The organism is Cryobacterium sp. Y11, assembly GCF_002929535.1.
In the GTDB taxonomy this organism is placed as follows: Bacteria; Actinomycetota; Actinomycetes; order Actinomycetales; family Microbacteriaceae; genus Cryobacterium.
Map to the genome: position 1 here is coordinate 71530 of NZ_PJJO01000055.1, position 22718 is coordinate 94247.

Annotated in this window: 20 protein-coding genes; 4 read left to right on the forward strand and 16 right to left on the reverse strand. The window is 65.5% G+C overall.

The features are described from left to right. Positions 1-185: 185 nt before the first annotated feature. From CXY75_RS08610 to CXY75_RS08625, 4 genes are read right to left on the reverse strand one after another with little or no spacing between them, the layout of a single operon-like run. Positions 186-1238, reverse strand: coding sequence for a hypothetical protein (locus CXY75_RS08610; protein WP_104082423.1), 1053 nt, complete (start codon positions 1236-1238; stop codon positions 186-188). Then, positions 1232-2620: a sensor histidine kinase gene (locus CXY75_RS08615; protein ID WP_233201815.1), complete on the reverse strand. Its 1389-nt coding sequence runs from the start codon at positions 2618-2620 to the stop codon at positions 1232-1234. The genes CXY75_RS08610 and CXY75_RS08615 overlap by 7 nt, the downstream gene beginning before the upstream one ends. Then, complete coding sequence (locus tag CXY75_RS08620) at positions 2604-3311, reverse strand: response regulator transcription factor (protein ID WP_104082424.1); 708 nt, start codon at positions 3309-3311, stop codon at positions 2604-2606. The genes CXY75_RS08615 and CXY75_RS08620 overlap by 17 nt, the downstream gene beginning before the upstream one ends. Positions 3312-3349: 38 nt before the next feature. Next, on the reverse strand, positions 3350-4666 hold the full coding sequence (locus CXY75_RS08625; RefSeq protein WP_104082425.1) for a class I SAM-dependent RNA methyltransferase: 1317 nt from the start codon (positions 4664-4666) through the stop codon (positions 3350-3352). Positions 4667-4750: 84 nt separating this feature from the next. Here CXY75_RS08625 and CXY75_RS08630 point away from each other — a divergent pair, with 84 nt between their 5' ends. Next, positions 4751-5389 carry a nucleoside triphosphate pyrophosphatase gene (locus CXY75_RS08630; RefSeq protein WP_104082426.1) on the forward strand — a complete coding sequence of 213 codons (639 nt, stop codon included), beginning with the start codon at positions 4751-4753 and terminating at the stop codon, positions 5387-5389. Positions 5390-5474: 85 nt separating this feature from the next. Continuing rightward, the gene (locus CXY75_RS08635) at positions 5475-7247 is read left to right on the forward strand and encodes a biotin carboxylase N-terminal domain-containing protein (RefSeq protein ID WP_104082427.1); all 1773 of its coding nucleotides are present in this window, start codon (positions 5475-5477) and stop codon (positions 7245-7247) included. A gap of 262 nt (positions 7248-7509) precedes the next feature. Here the strand turns inward: CXY75_RS08635 and CXY75_RS08640 are convergent, their stop codons facing one another. After that, entirely contained in the window at positions 7510-8946 is a 1437-nt protein-coding gene (locus CXY75_RS08640) for an NAD(P)H-quinone dehydrogenase (RefSeq protein WP_104082428.1), read from the reverse strand. Between the two features lie 182 nt (positions 8947-9128). On the opposite strand from CXY75_RS08640, the gene CXY75_RS08645 reads away from it, so the two are divergent. Together CXY75_RS08645 and CXY75_RS08650 are read left to right on the forward strand one after the other, a co-directional pair. After that, the gene (locus CXY75_RS08645; RefSeq protein ID WP_104082429.1) at positions 9129-9962 is read left to right on the forward strand and encodes a purine-nucleoside phosphorylase; all 834 of its coding nucleotides are present in this window, start codon (positions 9129-9131) and stop codon (positions 9960-9962) included. A gap of 335 nt (positions 9963-10297) precedes the next feature. After that, on the forward strand, positions 10298-12013 hold the full coding sequence (locus tag CXY75_RS08650; protein ID WP_104082550.1) for a phospho-sugar mutase: 1716 nt from the start codon (positions 10298-10300) through the stop codon (positions 12011-12013). Between the two features lie 87 nt (positions 12014-12100). On the opposite strand, the gene CXY75_RS08655 is transcribed toward CXY75_RS08650, so the two are convergent. The 11 genes from CXY75_RS08655 to CXY75_RS08705 form a co-directional block, all read right to left on the reverse strand. Next, entirely contained in the window at positions 12101-12793 is a 693-nt protein-coding gene (locus CXY75_RS08655) for a DUF1345 domain-containing protein (protein WP_104082551.1), read from the reverse strand. 43 nt (positions 12794-12836) lie between these two features. Further along, positions 12837-13064, reverse strand: a complete 228-nt coding sequence (locus tag CXY75_RS08660) for a hypothetical protein (protein ID WP_104082430.1) — start codon at positions 13062-13064, stop codon at positions 12837-12839. Between the two features lie 112 nt (positions 13065-13176). Beyond that, positions 13177-13452, reverse strand: a complete 276-nt coding sequence (locus CXY75_RS08665; RefSeq protein ID WP_104082431.1) for a PTS sugar transporter subunit IIB — start codon at positions 13450-13452, stop codon at positions 13177-13179. After that, positions 13449-13886 (reverse strand): PTS sugar transporter subunit IIA, encoded by a 438-nt coding sequence (locus tag CXY75_RS08670; RefSeq protein WP_104082432.1) that lies wholly within the window; start codon positions 13884-13886, stop codon positions 13449-13451. The genes CXY75_RS08665 and CXY75_RS08670 overlap by 4 nt, the downstream gene beginning before the upstream one ends. Positions 13887-13921: 35 nt before the next feature. Beyond that, complete coding sequence (locus CXY75_RS08675) at positions 13922-15040, reverse strand: adenosine deaminase (protein ID WP_104082433.1); 1119 nt, start codon at positions 15038-15040, stop codon at positions 13922-13924. A gap of 96 nt (positions 15041-15136) precedes the next feature. Further along, positions 15137-16039, reverse strand: a complete 903-nt coding sequence (locus tag CXY75_RS08680) for a hypothetical protein (RefSeq protein WP_104082434.1) — start codon at positions 16037-16039, stop codon at positions 15137-15139. A 430-nt stretch (positions 16040-16469) separates the two neighbouring features. Beyond that, positions 16470-17774, reverse strand: a complete 1305-nt coding sequence (locus tag CXY75_RS08685) for a thymidine phosphorylase (protein ID WP_104082435.1) — start codon at positions 17772-17774, stop codon at positions 16470-16472. Between the two features lie 325 nt (positions 17775-18099). After that, positions 18100-18522 carry a cytidine deaminase gene (locus CXY75_RS08690; RefSeq protein ID WP_104082436.1) on the reverse strand — a complete coding sequence of 141 codons (423 nt, stop codon included), beginning with the start codon at positions 18520-18522 and terminating at the stop codon, positions 18100-18102. After that, positions 18519-19817, reverse strand: coding sequence for an ABC transporter permease (locus CXY75_RS08695; RefSeq protein WP_104082437.1), 1299 nt, complete (start codon positions 19815-19817; stop codon positions 18519-18521). Before CXY75_RS08695 ends, CXY75_RS08690 begins: the two co-directional genes overlap by 4 nt. Then, positions 19814-21121, reverse strand: a complete 1308-nt coding sequence (locus tag CXY75_RS08700) for an ABC transporter permease (protein WP_104082438.1) — start codon at positions 21119-21121, stop codon at positions 19814-19816. Before CXY75_RS08700 ends, CXY75_RS08695 begins: the two co-directional genes overlap by 4 nt. Next, positions 21118-22668, reverse strand: a complete 1551-nt coding sequence (locus CXY75_RS08705; RefSeq protein WP_104082439.1) for an ABC transporter ATP-binding protein — start codon at positions 22666-22668, stop codon at positions 21118-21120. Before CXY75_RS08705 ends, CXY75_RS08700 begins: the two co-directional genes overlap by 4 nt. Positions 22669-22718: the final 50 nt, after the last annotated feature.

A 22718-nucleotide genomic window follows, 5' to 3' on the forward strand; every position in this document is an offset into this window, starting at 1 on the left:
GCTCGGTGGAACTCCAAAAGTTTCACTACCAATCATTCGCTGACTAGGGTAAGCGAGCGAATGTGTTGGGGGCGAGAACGGGTGGCATTCGGGTTGTCGCCCTTTCTCGAAAAAACGATAGGGGATCAGTTTCGGCTGATCCCCTTTCGTGTACCCGGGGGCACACGCGGGGAACCGAGGCACGGTCAGCCCGCGACGATGGGTGTGACGTGCCGGGGGATTTCCAACCACAGATCGACCTCGTCGTCGCCCGAGGAGTCCGGCCCGAGAGCGCACTCGGCCGGGTCGGGGCTGGACAGCCCCACCACGGTCACCGCGGTGGTCGCACTGTCGGCCGCTGTGCGCACAATGATCCTGTCGGCGCTGGTGTGCTCGAGGGCGCCGGCCAGTGCGCCAAGCACCTCGTCGAGTGCGACCCCCGCGAGATCGTCGATACCGCCCTCGTCGAGGAGCGTCACGCTGGCTCCACGACGGCGGGCCGCCATCACCTGGTCGCGCACGGCATGATTGAGCAGGCGGCGGCCGCGAATCTCATCGCGAATGGCCGCTTCGAGAAGCCGGCATTCCTGCTGCTCGTCTTCGGTGAGCTCACCGTTGCTCGCACTGATGCGCCGAAGCATCGGCATGGCGAGGCGCATGGTCTGAGTCAGACGCACCTGCCGCTCGTAGAGGTGAGCCTCCTGGGCTGCGTGCCATCCGCTGGCCTCTCGCTCGGCTCTGGCATACTGGCGGGCATCGCGGCTGGCCTTGACCAGGGCGCGGGAGAGCAACGCCGCAGCGAGCACCCAGACCACGCTACCGATCACGCCCAGATGACCAAGCTCGCCCACTCCGGCCCAGATCACGCTGTGGATCACTAGTACGCCAACGCCGAGCAGTGCAAGCTGAGGGCGTTTGCGAGTGGCTGTGATGGTCATCAGCGTGCCGATGGCGGCGACGTACCAGGTGGTGTAGCCGAGATTTGCCGAGAATCCGTCTAGCTGACTGCACACGATCAGTGGGAGCGCCGTGCAAACAGCGACATTGAACAGGGCCAACGGCAGCGACATGCGCAACGGACTACTGCGCCAGATGCTCACCACCGTCGCCACCACGAAGAGACCCATCGCTACCAAGATCGGCACCGACGACGCCGGTTCTCGGATCGAATACAGCCCGAGAATCACGTGATAGCCGGAGAAAAAAGCGGCCACGACGAGGCTAAGTGTGCGCGAGACGACCACGGCGCCGGTCACCATCGTCCCCTCGCCCGGCCGACGTTGGGCACGGCGGGCACGCGGTCGGCCGGTTCGCGCGGCGCACCCCGCAGTTCGGCTGCTGAGCTGGCATCGGTCCCTGGAAGGGCGCCGGCCCGCGGCCAGCTGATCACGACCGTCGTGCCTTGGCCGGGGCGTGACGAGACGTCGGCGACGCCGCCGACACTGATAATGCGATCGCGGATGGACACGCGCACGCCGAGGCGAGCACTGGCGACGGTGGCCGGATCAAAGCCGCGGCCGGTGTCGCTGATTTGGATGGTGCATCCGTTCTGATCGTTACCGCTGATTGTCAGGCTGCGTGATTGTGCCGGGCCGGCATGCTGCACGCTGTTGACCATCGCCTGGATGCTGGCCGAGTAGAGCGCCTCCGAGACGTACTCGGGAATGCTTAAACCGTCCACGCACTGCTGGGTGACGGTGAACTTGCCGACATCCGCTGCGGCATCACGCAGGCGCGTGGCCAGGAGTCCCACGGGCACGGTCTCGAAATCGAGGGTGCGTTCACCGCTCGCCGCCTGCAAGCGGATGATGGCGCTGCGAGCCATCGCTGCGGCCAGTTCGGCTCCCTTGGCATTTTGCACACCGGCAGCGGAGAGCAACGTCGCCAGCACGCTGTCGTGCACGATCGAGTCGACCTCGACCCGTTCGACCTCGGTCGCGTGGTGGCGCACCGCCACGGCGTACTTCGCGAGGGCAGTGAACTGGGCCGTGTCGACCTTCGCTGTCGCGTCGCGCAGCACGTAGATAATGATCAGCACGACGCCGCCAAGCAGCATGGCGTAGCAGGTGTCGAGCACCGCGAGCAGGCTCTCGGCCTCCCCACCGGAGGGGAGCATTCGCAACGCCCCGAAGGCGATCGGAGTGATGACCGTGTAGATAATGGCCCAGACCAGCGGAAAAGCGAACGCAGCACACGATGTCGCGACGGCGCACAAATACCAGAGCCACGGTCTGTCATCGAGTACAACGGATGAGTCGTGCATGACCAGCGGCCAAATAATGAGCGCCACAAGGTAGACGACCGAGACGATTCCGGCCGTGGTGCGGATGCCGCGCCGAACCAGAGTTGCGACCACGAAAGCCACAATCGTCAGGCCAAGGACGATCGCAATCGGCACGGCGGAGCCGGGTTTTCGATTTTCCAGCTGCCCCAGCATGAGTGGCAGCGCCTGGATGGCGAAGATGACCGATCCTGCGGCCACCGAACGCGACAGCACAATCTCGATCTGGGCGTGACTGATCGGATTGCGCGGATGTCTGGCGCGCCCGAACAGATTGTCTGGGGCGGGCTCTGTGCCGCGCTCTGTGCCGGCGGACGCCACGGGACCCGGATGGGCGGCCCGTTTAGACACCGCGGTCACCGACGGAAGCGTCAAGTCCCGGCAGAATTCCGTCTTCGACGGCGCGGCGCAGCAGGTCGACCTTGGTCGGTGCTGGGCGTCCGACTTCGACGTACTTCACCCGGATGCGGTCGAGGTATTCCCGCGCCGTTGAGTGTGCAATGCCTAGTTGCGAGGCGACCATCTTCAGCGGCAAACCCGAGGCGTAGAGGTGCAGCACGTCGCGTTCGCGGCGGCCGAGCTGCGCCTTGGCAAAGTCACAGTCGGCGTCGATGGCGGTGGCCCACTCGAGGTTGTTGAGCACGTCACCGCGGGCGACGGATGCCACGGCCGCCATGACGGTCGTGGTCGGCGACGACTTGGGGATGACTCCGGCGGCCCCTGCTGCGAGGGCTTCACGCACCAACGCGACTCGATCGGCGATGCTGTGTACGAGCACTGCCGAACCGGTGCCTGCTACGAGGTGCACATTGTCGGTCACGCGCGATCCGTCGCCGAGCGAGAGGTCGAGCACGATCACGTCGCACGCTCGCCCAGCGAGGCCGTCGACCAGGGCCTGCGCGGTCGCAGCGGCGACGAGCACCTCGTAGCCAGAGTTCTCACACGCGGCTTGCAATCCCAACCGCACCGATTCGTGATCGTCGACAATGCCAACCCGCACGGGGCTCTCGGCGAGGGCGGGTGACACGGGATCAGGTGTTGCGTGACTCACTGTGGGGTTGTCCTTTGATTGTCTCGTCTGAACGAGAGCTATTTGCTAAGAAGTGCGACGGCTTCAACGTGATGAGTATTGGGAAACAGGTCGAAGGCGCGCAGGGTCGTCAACTGGTAGCCCTGCTGCTGAAACAGCGCAACGTCGCGGGCCAGGGCGACTGGGTCGCAGGCCACGTAGACGATTTGGCGCGGAGCAATGGCGACGAGCTGGTCGACAACGGCTTTGCCGGCGCCGGAGCGTGGCGGGTCGAGCACGACGGTGGCGGCGGCGAGTCTGGCTCGTTCGGCGGCATTCGCTTCTTTCAGCAGACGCTGCAGAAAACGGTCGACGCGGTCGGCTTCGGCTGTGGCTCCGGCCCAGTCTTTGAGGTTGCGGGCCGCAAAGGCAACAGCCTCCGGGTCGCTTTCCACCGAAGTCATGCGGGTCGACGCGCCAAACCGGTCGCCGACGGCCGCGGCGAGCAGTCCAACGCCGCCATAGAGATCGAGGTTGGAGGCGCGCGGATCGAACTGGTCTTCATCGATGATGTTCTGCACCGCGTGATACAGGGTGTCTGCGGCCAAGGAGTGCACCTGCCAGAATCCGGAGCGGTCGAGTTCGAACTCGCGGCCGGCGACGACCTCGTGGATCAGGCCGCGCGGCACCCGCTTGGGCTTGCCGTTGGTATCTTTGGCCGAGACGAGCACCTGCACGTCGCCCTTACTCGGCGCAACCAGGTCAACCTGAGCCGCATTGTGAAAAAGTGTGTCGAGGGGGGCGCGCAGCTCCAGCTCGTGCTCGGCGAGCGGCAAGTCGTCGACGCGGATCACCCGGTGGCTGCGGGCGGCGTACGGGCCGATGGTTCCATCTGCAGCTACGTGCAGACTCACCCTGGTGCGCCATCCAGTACCATCCATCGCGTCGCCAGGGCTGGCCTTGGCGCTGACCGCCACGGGTTCGACGACCACGTCGGTGCCCTGCCCGGCCATCCGCGTGAGCGCGTCGGCGAGTACCCGACGCTTCAGCTCGCGTTGAAAGCCGAGCTCGATGTGGCCGAATTCGGCGCCGCCGGCGCGGTCTTCTGGGGCGCGATCAATGGATGCTGCGTTCCAGATGTGCGGCTGGCGTTCGGGGGCCGCGTCGATGACCGCGACCGTCTCTGCCCGCCAGAAGCTCTTGTGATTTGCCTCGGTGAGGCGGGCCCGCACGCGTTCGCCCGGGAGGGTGTCACTGACGAAGATGACGCGGCCCTCGTGGCGGGCGATGAAGATTCCGCCGTGGGCGACGTTGGTGATATCGAGCTCGAGTTCGCTGCCGACCGTCGCCGTGGGGGTATTGACGGGGGCCGGGGGCTGGTGACTCGTATTGCTCATGCCTCGATGATCCCACACCGCTTCCCCGCGCGCGCGATCGGGCCTGATTGAATGGAGTGACCGACACTCTTCTCAAAGGACACCATGCGTCTCTATTTGGCTTCGACCTCTCCGGCTCGGTTGGCCCTGCTTCGAGCTTCCGGCATCGAACCGGTGTTGATCAACCCCGATGTAGACGAAGCGGCCGTAGCACAGGCGGCCGGGGCGCCGCTCGACCCGGCAACGCTCGTGCAGTTGCTGGCGCGGGCCAAAGCCGAGGCGGCGACATCCACTCAACTGGCAGAACCGCTGGACGGATTGCTGCTCGGTGGCGACTCTGTTTTCGTGCTCGACGGTATCATTTACGGCAAACCCCATACGGCCGACGCCGCCCGGGAACGTTGGGAGCGCCAGCGCGGGCGCACCGGCACGCTGTACTCGGGACACTGGCTGATCGAGCTCCGTGACGGCGTGCCCGGCCGAGCCCTCGGGGCGGTCGCCACGGCCGAAGTGACCTTCGCCGACGACCTCGACGACGCGGAACTCGACGCCTATATCGCGACCGGGGAGCCCCTGTTTGTGGCGGGCGCATTCACCATAGACAGCCTCGGGGCACCATTTATTACGAGCATCGTCGGGGATCCGTCGACCGTGGTGGGGCTGTCGCTGCCGACGTTGCGCCGGCTGGTGAAGAGTCTTGGACACGAGTGGCCGACCCTGTGGAATCGCCCCGGAGCCCTGTAATTGTAGACATCCGCAAGAATCTGACCGGTCTTTTTGTGGGAGAGAAATAAAATGGATGCGGCGCGGCCCAATAGGCTAAGGGATTGTGTCACTCATAACGAAGGTCCTCATCGCCAACCGAGGCGAGATCGCCGTTCGGGTCATCCGTGCCGCGAAAGACAGCGGAATTCTCTCTGTCGCCGTCTACGCCGACCAGGATCGGGACTCCCTGCACGCCCGTCTCGCCGACGAGGCATACGGCCTCGACGGCACCAGCGGCGCCGAAACGTACCTGGTCATCGACAAGATACTGTCGATCGCCCGCCGGAGCGGCGCTGACGCCGTGCACCCTGGCTACGGCTTTCTGGCAGAGAACGCTGACTTTGCCCGCGCCGTGATCGACGCAGGGCTGACCTGGATCGGGCCGTCGCCCGAAGCGATTGAGCAGCTCGGCGACAAGGTCTCTGCCAGGCTCATCGCCGAGAAGGTCAACGCGCCGATGGCGCCCGGCACCCTCAACCCCTGCATTGACGCGGCCGAGGTACTCGCCTTCGTCGACGTGCACGGACTGCCGGTCGCGATCAAGGCCGCCTTCGGTGGCGGCGGACGCGGCCTCAAAGTCGCCCGCACCCGCGACGAGGTCGCCGAGATGTTCGACTCAGCTACCCGCGAGGCCATTACAGCCTTCGGTCGCGGCGAATGCTTCGTCGAGAAATATCTCGACTCCCCCCGCCACGTCGAGACACAATGCCTCGCCGACAGGTACGGCAACGTCGTCGTCGTCTCGACCCGTGACTGCTCGCTGCAGCGCCGGCACCAGAAACTCGTCGAAGAGGCACCAGCGCCGTTTCTCACCGAAGCGCAGACGACCGAAATGTATCGGGCGTCCAAGGCTATTTTGAAAGAAGTCGGCTACCTCGGCGCCGGCACCTGCGAGTTTCTCATCGGCCAGGACGGAACGGTATCGTTCCTCGAGGTCAACACCCGCCTGCAGGTCGAGCACACGGTCTCCGAAGAGGTCACCGGCATCGACTTGGTGCGTGAACAGTTCCGGCTCGCGGAGGGTGGCGAGCTGACCTATGGTGACCCCGTCGCATCCGCTCACTCCTTTGAATTTCGCATCAACGGAGAGGATGCCGGCCGCGGCTTTCTACCAGCGCCCGGCCCGGTGCACGTATTCAAGCCCGCCGGTGGCCCCGGTGTGCGCGTTGACACCGGCGTGCAGTCCGGCGATGTGATCAGTGGATCATTCGACTCGCTCATCGCCAAGCTCATCGTGACGGGGGCGACCCGTGAAGAGGCCCTCGAACGGTCGCGCCGCGCCCTCGACGAGTTCGAGGTCGCCGGCCTGCCAACCGTGCTGCCCTTTCACCGCAAGGTCGTGCGCGACCCGGCCTTTGCGCCGACCGACGGCAAGCCCTTCACGGTATTCACCCGCTGGATCGAAACCGAGTTTGAGAACGACATCGAACCCTGGACCGGCAGCATGGAAGATGCCGTCGGCCCGCAGAAACGCCACAGCATCGTCGTGGAAGTCGAGGGACGCCGCATCGAGGTGACCCTGCCAACCCGACTGCTGCCCGGCGGTGCGAGCGCCCGCTCCGTCGGCCCGGCGCCGAAGCGTCGGAGCGGCCTGCACTCGGTCGACACCGCAACCGGCGACGCCATCAGGGCGCCGATGCAGGCGACCATCGTGAAGCTGCTCGTCGCCGAGGGCGACATGGTCGTCAAGGGCGATCTGCTGCTCGTGCTGGAGGCCATGAAGATGGAACAGCCGCTGACTGCTCACCGCAACGGGACCGTCGGTAATGTCGCTGCCGTCGTCGGCAGCACGGTCTCGTCCGGCTCGGTGCTGCTGACGGTCTCCGACGCCGCATAGTTCATCTCGGCGCCCCGCCTGGTTTTCGAAATGGGCCGCGTGAGCGGGTCAGGTCACATACGCGACTCGCGTGAGATCAAGGCGAGGTATCGGTGGGACCGGACGGGGCAGGCTATTCGCGGGGCGACGAGTTATGCCGGTTTTCAGGAACGGATCCGAACGCTTTTCTCGGATTTGTTCCTGAAAACCGGCATTGTTTGAGCTGAGGAGCGGATGCACTGCCCCCAACCCCGCCGACGAAAGCATGCTGGGGTGTCGAGACCTACAGGACGACGTGCATGGCGCGGGCGGCATCCGTTATAGAACCGGTGAGCGAGGGGTAGACGGGGAAGGTGCGAGCCACCTCATCGACCGTGAGCCGGTGCTCAACCGCGAGGGCCAGCGGAAAGATGAGCTCGCTCGCCTTCGGAGCCACGATGACGCCGCCGATGACGGTTCCGCTGCCGGTGCGCGCAAACAGCTTCACGAAACCGTCCTTGATCCCCATCATTTTGGCACGCGGGTTGACGGCGAGCGGCAGCTTGTAGATTTCGCCCTGAGCCAGGCCCTCTTCGATCTGCTTCTGGGTGTAGCCGACGGTCGCGATCTCCGGCTGAGTGAAGATGTTCGCGGCGACGTTGCGAATCTCGATCGGATTGACGGTATCACCCATCGCGTGGAACACCGCGGTGCGTCCCATCATCGAGGCAACGGATGCCAGCGGGATCTCGGTCGTGCAGTCCCCCGCCGCGTAAATGTTCGGAATCGAGGTGCGTGCAACCCGGTTGACCTGGATGTGCCCAGACTCGGTGATTTGCACGCCGGCCTGTTCGAGGCCGATGTTCGCGGTGTTCGGAATCGAGCCGACGGCGATCAGACAGTGGCTGCCTTCGACGGTGCGCCCGTCGTCGAGGGTCGCGACGACACCGGTCTTGGTGCGCGTGACCGAGGCGGCACGCGACTTCGACAGCACGGTCATGCCGTTGCGCTTGAAGACATTCTCGATCACGTTGGCGGCATCGGCGTCCTCACCGGGCAACACCTGGTCACGGCTGGAGATCAGGGTGACTTTGGCGCCCAGGGCACGGTAGGCCGAAGCGAACTCTGCCCCGGTAACACCGGATCCGACCACGATGAGGTGTTCGGGGATCGCCTTGAGGTTGTACAGCTGCGTCCAGGTGAGAATGTGTTCACCGTCCGGCAGAGCGGATGACAGCACTCGCGGGCTTGCACCCACCGACACGACGATGGTGTCGGCCTCGACGCGGTCGAAGTCCGTCGCCGTCTCGTCGCCGGAGGTTGCGACGACGATGGCGTTGGTGCCGTCAAGACGCCCGTGGCCCTGCACGAAGTGCACGCCAGCGCGGATGAGCGTGGCTTTCATGTCTTCGGACTGCTGGCGAGCGAGGGCGAGCAGTCGCTTGTTCACGGCGGCCAGGTTGATGGCCACCTCCGGACGCAGCGGCTTGCCGGTTTCGCCGCGTACGAAGAACTGCACGCCCAGATCGGTGGCCTCTCCGATGGAGTTGGACGCCTCGGCGGTAGCGATGAGGGATTTGGAGGGGACAACATCCGTTATGACGGCGGAACCACCGACACCGACGCTTTCGATCAGGGTAACATCGGCACCCTGTTGTGCTCCGGCGATGGCCGCTTCGTATCCGCCGGGCCCTCCACCTAATACTGCGATGCGTTGCTTGCGTTCAAACTCATAGGCCATGTATTCCATTCTCTCAACCCTCAGACCCCGAGTACTACCGCCTGCGGGCCCACTCCGATCAGTTTGGCCCTCAAAAGGGCCCAAAACGTGCCGGAGTGCCACGACGGACCCGCTGCGGCGCGCCGATGAGCAGAATTCACGCAAAATCGCCGCCAGATTCGTGGGGGTTCTAGAGTGGTAAAATGTTTACGAACGAGATCAACCCGTTAGATCTGCCCGAAACTGACCCGTTTGAGGCAGCTCGGTCGGCGGCAGCGGAGATCGCCGGCATTACCGGAGTGCCGCGGCACGACATCGCCCTGACGCTCGGGAGCGGCTGGGCCACGGCCGCCGACCTCATCGGCGAGACCACGCACACCGTGTCCGCCGCCGACATCACCGGATTCAGCGCTCCGGCCCTGGCCGGGCACGCTGGTACCCTGCGCTCAATTTTGCTGCCGAACGGAAAGCGCGCGCTCGTGATCGGTGCCCGCACGCACTACTACGAGGGCCACGGCGTGCGCCGGGTCGTGCACAGTGTGCGCACAGCAGCGGCGACCGGGGCGAAGACGATGATCCTGACCAACGGCGCTGGCGGCATCCGTGAATCGTGGAAACCGGGAACCCCGGTGCTGATCAGCGACCACATCAACTTGACCTTTGATTCACCGCTTGAGGGCGCGACCTTCGTCGACCTGACCGATTTGTACTCGCAGCGGCTGCGCGACGTTGCGCGGGGCATCGATCCTTCACTTGACGAGGGCGTGTACTGCCAGTTTCGCGGGCCGCATTACGAGACGCCGGCCGAGGTGCAGATGGCCAAGGCCATCGGTGGCCATATCGTGGGTATGTCGACCGCGCTCGAGGCCATCGCGGCCCGCCAGGCCGGTATGGAGGTGCTGGGCCTCTCGCTCATCACCAACCTCGCCGCCGGCATCTCGCCGACGCCGCTCAGCCACGGTGAGGTCATCGAGGCCGGTACCCTGGCCGAACCGGTGATCAGCGCCCTCCTCGCCCGGATTGTGGCCGAACTGTGACCGGCGATGCCTCCTCTGCTAACGAGCGCCGCGACGCGGTGGCCGCACAGCCGGGCGACCAACCGGCCGACCAATCAGGCGCCCAGTCGGCCGCGCAGCCGGCCCCGCGCACCGGTGGCCGTCATTCCGGCCCGTCGGCAGATGCCCCGGCACCCGTCACCGAATCCGCGAATGTTCCGGCCCGCGTCACCGAATCCGCAGACGCGGACACAGCGACTCGAGCCTTGCCGATCGTGCAGGATAGCGACGATACCGGCTCTGAACCGACCGTCGCCATTGCGATCATCACGCCTGAACCCGCGGGTGACAATGCCGACTTGCCCACTGCCCCGGTCGTGCAGGACAGCCTCGACACGCCAGCCGACCGCACCGCAGCTCTGCTGCAGGCGGCGCAGGCCTGGCTGAACCAGGATCCAGACCCCGAGACGCAGGCGCAACTGCGCGCGTTGATCAAGGCCGTCGACGACGGCGACAAGATTGCCCTCTCCGACCTGCACTCGCGCTTCGACACGCGGCTCGCCTTCGGTACGGCCGGGCTGCGCGGGGAGATCTCTGCCGGCCCGAACCGGATGAATCGAGTGCTCGTCTCGCAGGCCGCCGCCGGTCTGGCCACCTTCCTGCTGCGGCACGCCGCGACGGGCACGACCCCCTCGGTCGTCATCGGCTACGACGGACGCAAGAACTCGCATGTTTTTGCGACCGACACGGCGGCGCTGATGGCGGGCGCCGGGGTGCGCGCCATCCTCTTGCCGCGTCTGCTGCCCACGCCCGTGCTGGCTTTTGCGGTGCGGCACCTCGATGCGAGCTGCGGCGTGATGGTGACCGCCTCGCACAATCCGCCCAACGACAACGGCTACAAGGTCTATTTAGGCGGCGCGAATAACGGCGCCCAGATCGTCTCCCCCGATGACAAGGGCATCTCCGACGAGATTCTGCGCGTTGCGGCCGACGAGCACGTGCCACACCTGCCGCGCGGCAGCTACGAGACCGCTGACGAGGCCGTCGTGCAGGCCTACATCGTCGAAACGGCCAGCATCGCCCATACGCCGCGTGCGCAGGTGAACGCCGTGTACACCGCCATGCACGGCGTTGGCTGGGACACCACCCGGCGCGTACTGGTACAGGCCGGATTCGACCTGCCCACTCTCGTTGACGCCCAGATCGCGCCGGACGCGGCCTTTCCCACCGTCGCCTTTCCCAACCCGGAAGAGCCCGGCGCGATGGATCTCTCCTACGAGACCGCCCGTGAGGTGGGCGCCGAGCTCATTATCGCCAACGACCCAGATGCCGACCGCCTCGCCGTGGCCATCCCCGACCTGTCGAGCACGAGCGGATACCGCCGCCTGAGCGGCAACGAGGTCGGCGCGATTCTCGGCTGGCGGGCAGCGGCTCTGGCCCCGTCGTCGGACGGCGGCGCGAGCGCTGGAGTACTGGCCTGCTCGATCGTGTCATCGCCGGCATTGCATGCGGTAGCGGATGCCTACGGCCTGCGCTTCGTCGAGACCCTCACCGGGTTCAAATGGGTGTCGCGGGTTCCCGGCCTCGTTTACGGCTTCGAGGAGGCGCTCGGCTACCTGGTCAATCCCGACAGTGTGCGCGACAAGGACGGCATCTCGGCAGCGGTCGCGCTGCTGTCCCTCGTGAGCGACCTCAAGTCCGAGGGCACGACCCTGGCCAGTTATCTCGATCGCTTCAGCGAGAAGTTCGGCCACTTCGCCTCCGGGCAGATCTCCGTGCGGGTCTCCGAGGTGTCAACGATCGCGCTCGTCATGACGCGCCTCCGCGAGTCCCCACCAACACACGTCGGACGTATTCGGGTCGACGAGATCGATGACTTTCGTTGGGGACTGGGTGATTTGCCGCCGAGCGACGTGCTGCGCATCCGTTTAACCGACGGATCCCGCGTCATGGTGCGCCCGAGCGGTACCGAACCCAAGCTCAAGGTCTACCTGGACACGCGGAGCACGGTCGGCACGCTGGTCGAGCGGCGCGCTGCGGCGCAGGCCGCCCTCGACGAGCTCGACCGCGGCATGCGTGCGCTGATCGCCTAGGTCGCGGCATCCGCTCACCGGGCCCAGTGGGCCCATGATTTATCAGGGGCCTCGTGTCCGGGCCCGTGCCTGGTCTGTGTTGCGGGGCTAGCCGAACAGGGCGACCGCGTGGGCGATGACCAGCGCTAGCAGCACAAACGCTCCGAAGGATTCGAGCCCCATTAGTACTTTGGCCCGCACCGACAGCGGCATCGCGTCGGTCGGGCTGAAGGCCATGGAATTCGACAGCGAGAAGTAGACATAGTCGACGTACGAGGCCACCCAGCCGGTGCGGTGCGACGATCTCGCGGCGACCTCTTCGATCGCGTCGTGGTCTTCGTCCTGGGGAAAGCGAAAATCGGCCGGGGGAAGGTCAACCCGGTCGGCATGGCGCCGTGAGACCGGGCCACCGCGGTCGAGTTCCCAGTAGACCAGCGCGAAGGCGATGACGTTGGTGACCCAGACTTGCAGGGCGGCCAGCAGCAGGGTTGGCCCGTCGCCCGTGCCGCCGGAGGTGAGCTGAATCACGAGCTGCACGAGCGCGACCTCGTTCGCCACTACTAGCAAGACGGCTTGGCCAGTGGCCAGGTTTTTCGACCAGCGGGTTTCGCGGTGCAGGCGGTGCGGGTTCAAGGCGATGAGCGGAATGAGCAGGGCCAGCCCGATCGCCACGACCGTGTAACGCAGCCCAGGCAAAAATGTGCTCGGCAGCGTGGCGTAGAGCGCGAGCGCGATCAAAAGCCCAAGCACGGCTGGCCAGCGGTACTCGGCCCGTGCGCCCCGTTTGACACTGTCGCTCATGCCGCTGAGCATAGGCCCGTCCGGCGGCTGGCCGGGCGGCCATTTACTCCGCGCGGGGCGGCTTCATCTGGGTGACCGTGTGCGGTTTGCTGCTGCGGTTATCCGTGGTCCACTGGCCGACCTGCACGCTGTGGGCGAAGTGGCCGGAGCGCATCTTCGAGCCGTCCTTGCGAAACCACTCCCAGTACCCCTCGAGTTCACCAGTGAACCGGTGCCCGATGGCCTTGATCCCGCCGTCGGCGTAGCGCTCGGTGTGTTCGCCGTCGGGCATGGTGTCCTCGCTCAGTTCTGGCGTTCCCTCGCCGGGCCCACCCTACGTCCCCGGGCCCATGATCTATCGTGGGCCCACCGGCCGGGACCGGGCCCGGACAGTGTGTCGGAGGCTAGGAACCGAGGGCTATGTCGAGCTTGACTACGAGCTCGTCGACGTCGAAGTAGTTGTTGATGACGATCACGTCGGCGTTGGTCTTGCCGATCGCGTCCACGAGCTCCGACGACGTGAGAATGACCTGGGCGTCGGCCGCCGCTGACCGTACGCCGGCGACATCCGTTGCCAGAACACTCGCCTCTATCTCGAGCCGCTCCAGCGCGCGCTCGGCATTCACCTTGAGAATGGCCGAGGTACCCAGGCCGACGCCGCACATCACGACAATCTTCACGAGAAAATGCTCTGCACGAATTCTGCGGTGGTCGCGCCGGCCAGTGCCGGTATCACCGCGGGATCGTTGAACACGTTGGCGAGTTCGGCGACGAACTGCAGGTGGTCGTCGGCGCCGGCCACGGCCAGCCCGACAATGACGCTGACCGGGTCATTGTGCGGATGCCCGAAAACGACCGGTTCGGCCAGGGTCACCACGCAGAGCCCGTCGGACAGCACGTCATCACCGGGCCTGGCATGCGCCAGCGCCAGTCCGGGTGCGATCACGATATACGCCCCGAACTCCTGAATGACCGCGATCATGCGGTCGGTGTAATCGGATGTCGTGGCGCCGGAACGCACCAGGGCGTCGCCAGCGGCCATGATGGCGGCCGGCCAGTCGTCAACGTGCGCGCCGATGGTGATGGCGTCAAGCGGGAGGTGTGGGAGTGGCATATTCACTTTCAAAGCTGCTCGGTACTGCTACACGGCTAGGCGTCGCCGAAGCCCGTTTCGATGGCTTCGACGAGCTCTTCGCGGTCTTCCAGGGGCAGGAAAGCAGCACGGGCCGCGTTCAGCTGGAACGTCTCGAGGTCGCCCAGGTCGTAGCCGAAGGCATCGGAGAGCAGGGCGAGCTCCTGAGTCAGGGTGGTGTCGCTCATCAGCCGATTGTCGGTGTTGACGGTGACCTTGAAGCCGAGCTGGTAGAGCAGGTCGAACGGGTGGTCGAAGAGCGCCTCGCCCCACGCGGCGACCGCCCCGGTCTGCAGGTTGGACGATGGGCTCAGCTCGAGGGTGATCTCACGATCGCGCACCCACTGGGCCACCGGGCCGAGGGTGACGAAGGTGTTGTCGTCGTCCTGGCGTTCAATGGTGACATCTTCGGCGAGGCGCACACCGTGACCGAGGCGCAGCGCCCGGCCGTCGAACAGGGCACCGCGAATGCTGCCCAGCCCGTCGGCCTCGCCGGCGTGCACGGTGACCGGCATGAATTCACGGGCCAACAGGTCGAAGGCGCCGCGGTGATTGCCGGCCGGGAAGCCGGCTTCTGCGCCGGCGATGTCGAATCCGACGACACCGTCGAAGCGGTAGCGCACGGCGAGTTCGGCGATCTCGAGGCTGCGGTTGGCGTGGCGCATCGCGGTAATCAGCTGGCCGATGCGGATGCTGCGGCCCGACTGCTCGACGTTCTCGATGCCGGCTTCAATGCCATCCTGCACGGCCTCAACGACCTCGTTCAGGGTGAGGCCGCGGGCGAGGTGCTGCTCGGGCGCCCAGCGAATCTCGCCGTAGATAACGCCGTCATCGGCGAGATCTTCCACGAATTCGCGGGCGACCCTGGCCAGGCCCTCGCGGGTCTGCATCACGGCGGTAGTGACGTCAAACGTCTTAAGGTATTCCACCAACGAGCCGGCATTGGACTGATCGGCGAACCACTCGCCGAGCGCGTCGGCATCTGTTGTGGGAAGTACGAAGCCGATGGAATCGGCCAGTTCGATGATCGACTGCGGGCGTAAGCCGCCGTCGAGGTGGTCGTGCAGGGAGATCTTGGGCAGGGTATTGATGCTCGCGCCGCCGCCAGGCATCAGGAATTCCTCGATCACAGTCATACGAACAAACTCCTCGGTACCGGTAGCGGCTGTTAACTACAACCGCCCGGCAAGCTTATCGGAGCGGCTCTGCACGGAGTATGCGAGAAATCTCTGTTACGGACGCCACCCGCGCGACCGCAACGCCACATTGACGGCATCGCGTACCCATTCTTTTGACGACCCCTTCCGCACGGTAATCACCAGCCATCCGGCCTCGCGCACATCGTGCAAGCGCTCAGCGTCGCGGTTGTACTGTGCGTCGTCGATGCGGTGCTGCTCACCGTCATATTCCACAAGTACCTTGTAGCGAAGATAGACAAGGTCACCGCGAGCCCGCCGTTTGCCCGCCGGCAGTGGAATATACACATTTGTTTCGGGCTTGGGAAACCCGCAGACCAACAGAAACAGACGCAGGAACGTTTCCCGCCTCGACTCGACACGAGGCCGAATCAATGCTGCGGCCGCGCGCAGCCGCAGGGAACCACGATGCCCCGCATACTGCACAACCTGCGCGGCAATTTCGGAAGCCGTCGCGACCCCGAGCTCCGCTCGCAACAGGTGGTCTCCCGCCGCCACCAGATCATTTAATTCCAGAACGGATGCCAGCTGGCACCATGCCACAATGGGCTCCAACACCGACAGCCCCGCCACACTACGCACGCCAGGTCGATCCGCGACCCGGTGACCGACAACGCCCACTGCTCGCAGCGAGCGGTCCGGATCGAGCACCGTGACGTGAATCAGCGGATCCACCTCGAGATCTGCCGGCAGGGGCATGCCGTGAAGCCGGGCAGCCGTGGCGTGGCTGAAGAAGGCGCCAGCGGGCATCCGTTGTTGAATGGCTCGGCAGCGATCATTCAGATCGACAACGCTGCCCGCCGCAACGCAGACACCCCAAAACGGATGCTCGACGTCGCGCGACCGCAGGCGCTTGGCCGAGACGCCAGCTGCCAGGGCCTGTGCGAAAGTGAATGCCCCGTGCTCGAAGCCGGGAGGGAGAGGAGTTTGGATATGCATGGCCTGAGGGTGCCACGATCGGGCGCCGCGCGTAAAAGTTATCCACAGGGCAGGAGCGATGAGGGGCGACCTGGCGCCCAGCGGGAGCGCCCGAGTACACGAGGTGCCATCTTTAGCCCATGAACCCTCCCGACACGACGCGAAGTGCCACTTTTGGCCCCTATGAGCATCGTCGCCCGAGGCGAGGTGCCATTTTTGGCCCCATGAGCATCATCACCCAACGCGAGGTGCCACTTTTAGCCCCATGGCCACTGGCCTATACACGCGAGGTGCCATCTTTAGCCCCATGAGCGGTCAACAAGGGGCTAAAGATGGCACCTCGCGAAAACCATGGGGCCAAAGATGGCACCTCGCGCCGACACAGGCAGTGAGGGGGCGAGGAACGCACGGGGCCCGGCGAATTCCGCGCCCAACACGACGGGCGCAGCTGCTAGCGGCTCCCGATGCGCTCGGCGATCAGCGGCCCGCCATCCTGCACGGGCTCCCCCGGGTCCCCGATGCGCCAGGCACCCTCCACGGCCTCCAGCGCCCGCGCGAACCGCTCGGGCTCGTCGGCGCTGAGCGTGAACAGTGGCTGCCCCGTCAGCACGGTGTCGCCGGGCTTGGCGTGCAGGTCGATTCCCGCAGCGTGCTGCACCGGATCCTGCTTGCGGGCCCGGCCAGCGCCTAGGCGCCAGGCTCCAATTCCGAACGGGAGTGCCTGCTGTTCGACGAGCACACCGGAACGTTCGGCGAGCACGACGTGAGTCTCCCGCGCGACCGGCAGTGCAGCATCCGGGTCGCCGCCCTGCGCGCGAATCACGGCACGCCACTTGTCCATGGCTCGGCCGTCGGTGAGAGCCGCCGCAACGTCGACGCCGGTGATTCCGGCGAGCGAGAGCATCTCCTCGGCCAGGGCAACGGTCAGTGCGACCACGTCGGCCGGGCCGCCGCCGGCGAGCACCTCGACCGATTCACGCACCTCGTTGGCGTTGCCGATCGCGAAGCCCAGCGGCACGTTCATATTGGTAAGCAGTGCGGATGTCGCCACCCCGGCATCCTCGCCCAGCTCGACCATGGTGCGGGCCAGCTCTCGTGAGCGTTCGATGTCTTTCAAAAAGGCGCCGGAACCGAACTTCACATCGAGCACGAGCGCACTCGTACCCTCGGCAATCTTCTTCGACATGATCGACGATGCGATCAGCGGAATCGACTCGACCGTTCCGGTGATGTCGCGCAGGGCGTAAAGCTTTCCATCGGCCGGAGCCAGGCCGCTGCCGGCCGCGCAGACCACGCCGCCAATCTCCTGCAGCTGTTTGAGCATCTCGGCGTTGCTCAGATTTGCCCGCCAGCCCGGAATTGACTCGAGCTTGTCGAGTGTGCCGCCGGTGTGCCCGAGGCCACGGCCCGAAAGCTGCGGCACGGCCGCGCCGAACACCGCAACGAGCGGCATCAGCGGCAGGGTGATCTTGTCGCCGACGCCACCGGTGGAGTGCTTGTCGGTGGTCGGTTTGCCGAGGCCGGCAAAGCTCATCCGCTCGCCGCTGGCCAGCATCGCCATGGTCAGGGCGCGGATTTCGCCGCGGGTCATGCCATTGAGAAAGATGGCCATGGCCATGGCGGCCATCTGCTCGTCGCCGAGGTAACCACGGGTGTAGGCGTCGATCAGCCAGTTGATCTGCGGTTCGCTGAGTTCGCCGCGATCGCGCTTGGTGTGAATGAGATCGACGGCGTCAAATGCTTCGATGGTGGTCATGCTGTCTTCCTTACGGGTGGCTGCCGTGATTATGGGGTTGGCCGGTCCAGGGCGAGTGGCCGGGTTCGGATGTTGGCCGAGTCGATTCCTGGGGCGAAAGGTGGCATCTCGAGTGGGGCGGGTGGGGTTGCGAGGGTGGGGCGGGGAGCCATGCGCCGCGAGATGCCACCTTTAGCCCCTTCGCAGTTTCGAAATGCCACCTTTAGCCCCTTCGCAGTTTCGAGATGCCAGTTTCGGCCCCTTGGCGGGGGCTCATGGGGCCACAACTGGCATCTCGCAGACGACGGCGGCGAACGTGGCGGCAGAGACATGGTCGGCCGCCTCATTAGCGAGCGGTGCTGGCCCGGTACTCGGTGAGTTGGCGCGGCCCAAACGCATCCGGAAGCACCTCGTCAATGGTTTTGACGCCCGACACCGTTTCGAGCAGCATGCCCGGCGCGGAGTGTTCGTAGAGCAGCTGCCGGCAGCGACCGCACGGCATGAGAATATTGCCGGCGCCGTCCACACAGGTGAACGCCACGAGCTGGCCGCCGCCGCCACGGTGCAGCGCAGAGACCAGGCCGCACTCGGCGCACAGCGTGAGGCCGTAGGAGGCATTCTCCACGTTGCATCCGCTGATCACTCGCCCGTCATCGACGAGGGCTGCGACGCCGACCGGAAATTTCGAATACGGCACGTAGGCGGTCGCCATCGCGTCGAGGGCCACCGCGCGCAGCGCAGCCCAGTTCACCGAGTCAGCCCGGATCATGATTTTATGTACGGCTTGCCCGACGCTGCCGGCCCGCGTGAGCGGCCGACCAGTCCGGCGACGGCGAAGATGGTCACGAGGTAGGGCAGCATGAGCATAAATTCGCTCGGCACCGGCGAGCCGATGATGCTCAACACGCTCTGCAGGTTGCTCGCGAAGCCGAACAGCAGCGCCGCGAGGGTCGCCCGAATCGGATCCCAGCGCCCGAAGATCACCGCAGCGAGAGCAATGAAGCCCGCGCCCGCGGTCATCTCCTTGCCGAAGGCTCCAACCGACCCGAGCGTGAAGTACGCCCCGCCGGCCCCGGCGATCGCGCCGGCGAGCGATACGTTCCAGAACCGAGTGGCGGCCACCTTGATACCGACGGTGTCGGCGGCTTGCGGATGCTCCCCCACGGCTCGCAAACGCAGGCCCCACTTGGTATGGAAAATTCCGAAGTACACCGCGATGACGGCGAAGTACATGATGTACACGATCAGTGTCTGGCGGAACAGCACCGGGCCGAGGATCGGGATCTCGCTGAGGAAGGGGATATTGATGCGGTCAAACTTGGGCGGCTGGTTGAGGGTTGCCGCGTTCGGGGCCAGCAGCTGCGTGAACAGGAAGCCGGTAACACCGGAGACCAGCACGTTGAGCACCACACCGACGATGACCTGGTCGACGAAGTATTTGATCGAGAACGCCGCGAGCACAAAGGCCACGAGCATTCCGGCCAACATAGCGGCGAGCAGCCCGAGCAGCGGCTGCCCGGTGATGCTCGCGACGAGCGCCGAAGTGAACGCGCCGGCCAGCAGCTGACCCTCGATGGCCACGTTGACGACGCCGACCCGCTCCGAGATCACACCGCCGAGGGCGCCGAAGATGAGCGGCACGGCGAGACTGAGCGACCCGAACAGCAGGCCGGGAATCGGGATCGACGCGCCGGCTGACGCCCAGGCCAGGAAGCCGAGCAGCAGTAGAAAGGCGAACACGCCGCTAAGCCAGATTGGTGTCTTGCGCGAGTTGCGCACGCGCCAGGCGCTGCCGGCCGCGATGGCGAGCAGCAGCAGCGATACCACGATGCCGGTCGCCCGGGTGGGCAGATCAACGGTCGGCAGCTGGATCAGGTCGGAGGTCGTGGACAGCACCATGGTGCTGATGCCGTCTCTCCCGAAGCCGACGAGCATGATCGCGCCGAGCACAGTGAATACGCCGAGCGCGATCGGGGTTTTCCAGCTGCGGATGACCGCGGCCTTCGGGCCGTCGTCGGGCGGGGTCGGCTGGGTGGGCACACTGACGGGGGCGATGGTGCTCATTTCGCCGCCACCTCCTTGACGACGATCGGGCGCGCCCGAAGCGGGGTATCGCCCGGCGTCGGCAGACGGAAGATAGCTCGCACCAGCGGCGGGGCCGCGATAAACAACACGATGAGGGACTGTACAACGAGCACGATGTCAATGGGCACGCCCTCGGCGGCCTGCATCGAAAAGCTGCCGGCCTTGAACGCTCCGAAGAGGATGCCCGCGGCGAAGACTCCCCAGGGCTTGGACCGCCCGAGCAGCGCGACGGTAATCGCGTCGAAGCCGATGCCGGAGTCGACCGTGGCGCCGAACCCGCTCGTCGTGGTGCCGAGCACCTGGTTAATGCCGGCCAGGCCGACGAGGCCGCCGGAGAGCAGCATGGCATAGACGTACATGCGCTGCACGCTGATGCCGGCGACGCGGGCGGCGTTCGGGTTCTCGCCGACAGCGCGAAATTGAAAACCGAGGTTGGAGCGAGACAGCAGCCACCAGGTAAAGATGGTGGCGGCAATCACCAGGATGAAACCGAGGTGCAGGTTGTAGTCCGGGCCGAGCAGGTCGGGGAAGACCGCGGTTTCCTTGCTGGCCGGGCTCTTGGGATTGTTCGATCCGGGAGTGCGCAAAAAGCCCTCGCGCAACAGGTAGCTCACGAGGTAGAAGGCGACGTAGTTGAGCATGATCGTCGTGATCACTTCGTGCGCGCCGGTGCGGGCCTTCAGCAGACCAACAATGCCACCCCACAGGGCACCGCCGAGGATGCCGGCGACGAGCGCCGCTACCAAATGGATGCCGTAGGGCAGGGCGACCGCGAAGGCCACCCAGCCGCCGATCGCGGCAGCGATGAGCATCTGACCGCGGCCGCCGATGTTAAACAGGCCGACGCGGAAGCCGAGGGCCACACCGAGACCCGCCGCGATCAGCGGGGTGGCAAAGACCAGCGTCTCGGTAAACGGAGTGATCCCCTCCGCGAAACTGCCCCGACCGAAGTTATAGATCGACCCCTGGAACAGTGCCGAGTATGCCCCGGAGACGGCGCCCCAGACGTCGCCGAGCAGGTCGCTCGGTCGGGAGAAGAAGTAGCCGGCTGATTCCTGCACGTCGTCATTGGTGACGGCGATCATGACGGCGCCCACGAGCAGGGCGAGCACGACGGCAAGCACCGAAATGATGGCGCTGCCGCTCGTGATCTCGCGGAACACGCCGTGCCAGCGGGACTCCTCATCGGTCTGCGGCCGGTCGCGCCGCGACGCGGGCTTGCCAGGAGAACCTGCGGGTGGAGTAGCCGACCCCGGCGGAGTCTGCGGCGGGGTGTCGCTCATGCGGCGGCTCCTTCGGTTGGTGCGGGGGTCGTTGGTTCGGGCGTAATCGGTGCCGGCTCGCCGGCCATCATCAGGCCGAGCACGGCGCGGGGCGTGTCACCGGGCACGATACCGACGATGCGGCCGCGATACATGACCATGATGCGGTCGGCGAGGGCTGCGACCTCGTCGAGTTCGGTCGAGATCACGATGACCGCTGTGCCGGCATCGCGAGTCGCGACGATGCGCTCGTGCACGAACTCAATCGAGCCCACGTCGAGCCCACGGGTCGGTTGTGCAGCGATGAACAGCCGAAGCTCGCGGCTGAGTTCCCGCGCCAGCACGACTTTCTGCTGGTTACCGCCAGACAGACGTCCAACAGGCGTGTCAATGCCCTGCGAGCGCACGTCAAACTCCTTGACCTTGGCCGTGGCGAATTCGGCGAGCAGCGCGAGTTGCAGGTTGAAGCGTTTAACGAAGGGCAGCCTGTGGGAGCGGTCGAGCATGAGGTTCTCGGCGATCGTGAACCCGCCGACGAGACCGTCTTCGGTGCGGTCTTCTGGCACGAAGCCGACGGCGGCGTCGAGCACCTGGCGCACCGAGTGGCCGCGCAGGGATTTTCCGTCGAGGGTAATCTCACCGACCACGCGCGGTTGCAGGCCCATCAGAGCTTCGGTCAGTTCGGTTTGCCCGTTGCCCTGCACGCCCGCGATAGCGAGGATTTCGCCGGTTGCCACTGTAAAGCTCACGTTGTTCACGAGCGCCTGGCCGCGCGGGTCGATCACGGTCAGGCCCGACACGACCAGGGCGGGCGCCCCCGGCGTTGCGGGTGCTTTGTCGACGGTGAGGTCGACGGCACGGCCAACCATGAGCGAGGCGAGTTCTTCATTGGTGGCAGTCGGGCTGGCTTCACCGACTACCTTTCCCAGACGGATGACCGTGATCCGGTCCGCAACTTCGCGCACCTCGCGCAGTTTGTGCGTGATGAAGACGATGGAGGTGCCAGCATCTTTGAGCTGGCGCATGATGACCATGAGCTCGTCGGTCTCCTGCGGCGTGAGCACGGCGGTCGGCTCATCGAAGACCAGCACCTTCGCGTCTTGGGAGAGCGCCTTGATGATCTCGACCCGCTGCTGCACACCAACGGGGAGGTCTTCGACGAGCGCATCCGGATCGACGGCGAAGCCGAACCGGTCGGAGATGTGCTTGACCCGCAAGCGCGCGGCGGCGAGATCGAGCCGGCCCCCGATACGGGTCTCTTCGTGCCCCAGCATCACGTTTTCGGCGACCGTGAACACGGGAATCAGCATGAAATGCTGATGTACCATACCGATTCCGGCCTTCATGGCATCGCCGGGCCCGGCGAAGTGCGCGGGCTTATCGTCGAGAAGAATCTCGCCCTCCTCGGCCCGGTAGAGGCCGTAGAGCACGTTCATCAGGGTGGACTTGCCAGCGCCGTTCTCACCGAGCAGAGCGTGGATCTCTCCAGCTTCGACGGTGAGGTTGATGTTGTCGTTGGCAACGAGGGCGCCGAACCGTTTGGTGATGCCGCGTAGTTCAAGCTTCATAGTCTTCGATTCTATGCGTGCGATTGCGGCCTACAAACAGCGGGCTACGG

Coding starts and splice junctions, on each gene's coding strand:
- CXY75_RS08690 (WP_104082436.1), bottom strand. CDS start 18,522: ATGATCCGGGCTGACTCGGTGAACTGGGCTGCGCTGCGCGCGGTGGCC.
- CXY75_RS08655 (WP_104082551.1), bottom strand. CDS start 12,793: ATGAGCGACAGTGTCAAACGGGGCGCACGGGCCGAGTACCGCTGGCCA.
- CXY75_RS08700 (WP_104082438.1), bottom strand. CDS start 21,121: ATGAGCGACACCCCGCCGCAGACTCCGCCGGGGTCGGCTACTCCACCC.
- CXY75_RS08685 (WP_104082435.1), bottom strand. CDS start 17,774: ATGACCACCATCGAAGCATTTGACGCCGTCGATCTCATTCACACCAAG.
- CXY75_RS08680 (WP_104082434.1), bottom strand. CDS start 16,039: ATGCATATCCAAACTCCTCTCCCTCCCGGCTTCGAGCACGGGGCATTC.
- CXY75_RS08630 (WP_104082426.1), top strand. CDS start 4,751: ATGCGTCTCTATTTGGCTTCGACCTCTCCGGCTCGGTTGGCCCTGCTT.
- CXY75_RS08645 (WP_104082429.1), top strand. CDS start 9,129: ATGTTTACGAACGAGATCAACCCGTTAGATCTGCCCGAAACTGACCCG.
- CXY75_RS08695 (WP_104082437.1), bottom strand. CDS start 19,817: ATGAGCACCATCGCCCCCGTCAGTGTGCCCACCCAGCCGACCCCGCCC.
- CXY75_RS08640 (WP_104082428.1), bottom strand. CDS start 8,946: ATGGCCTATGAGTTTGAACGCAAGCAACGCATCGCAGTATTAGGTGGA.
- CXY75_RS08610 (WP_104082423.1), bottom strand. CDS start 1,238: ATGGTGACCGGCGCCGTGGTCGTCTCGCGCACACTTAGCCTCGTCGTG.
- CXY75_RS08625 (WP_104082425.1), bottom strand. CDS start 4,666: ATGAGCAATACGAGTCACCAGCCCCCGGCCCCCGTCAATACCCCCACG.
- CXY75_RS08705 (WP_104082439.1), bottom strand. CDS start 22,668: ATGAAGCTTGAACTACGCGGCATCACCAAACGGTTCGGCGCCCTCGTT.
- CXY75_RS08660 (WP_104082430.1), bottom strand. CDS start 13,064: ATGCCCGACGGCGAACACACCGAGCGCTACGCCGACGGCGGGATCAAG.
- CXY75_RS08675 (WP_104082433.1), bottom strand. CDS start 15,040: ATGACTGTGATCGAGGAATTCCTGATGCCTGGCGGCGGCGCGAGCATC.
- CXY75_RS08670 (WP_104082432.1), bottom strand. CDS start 13,886: ATGCCACTCCCACACCTCCCGCTTGACGCCATCACCATCGGCGCGCAC.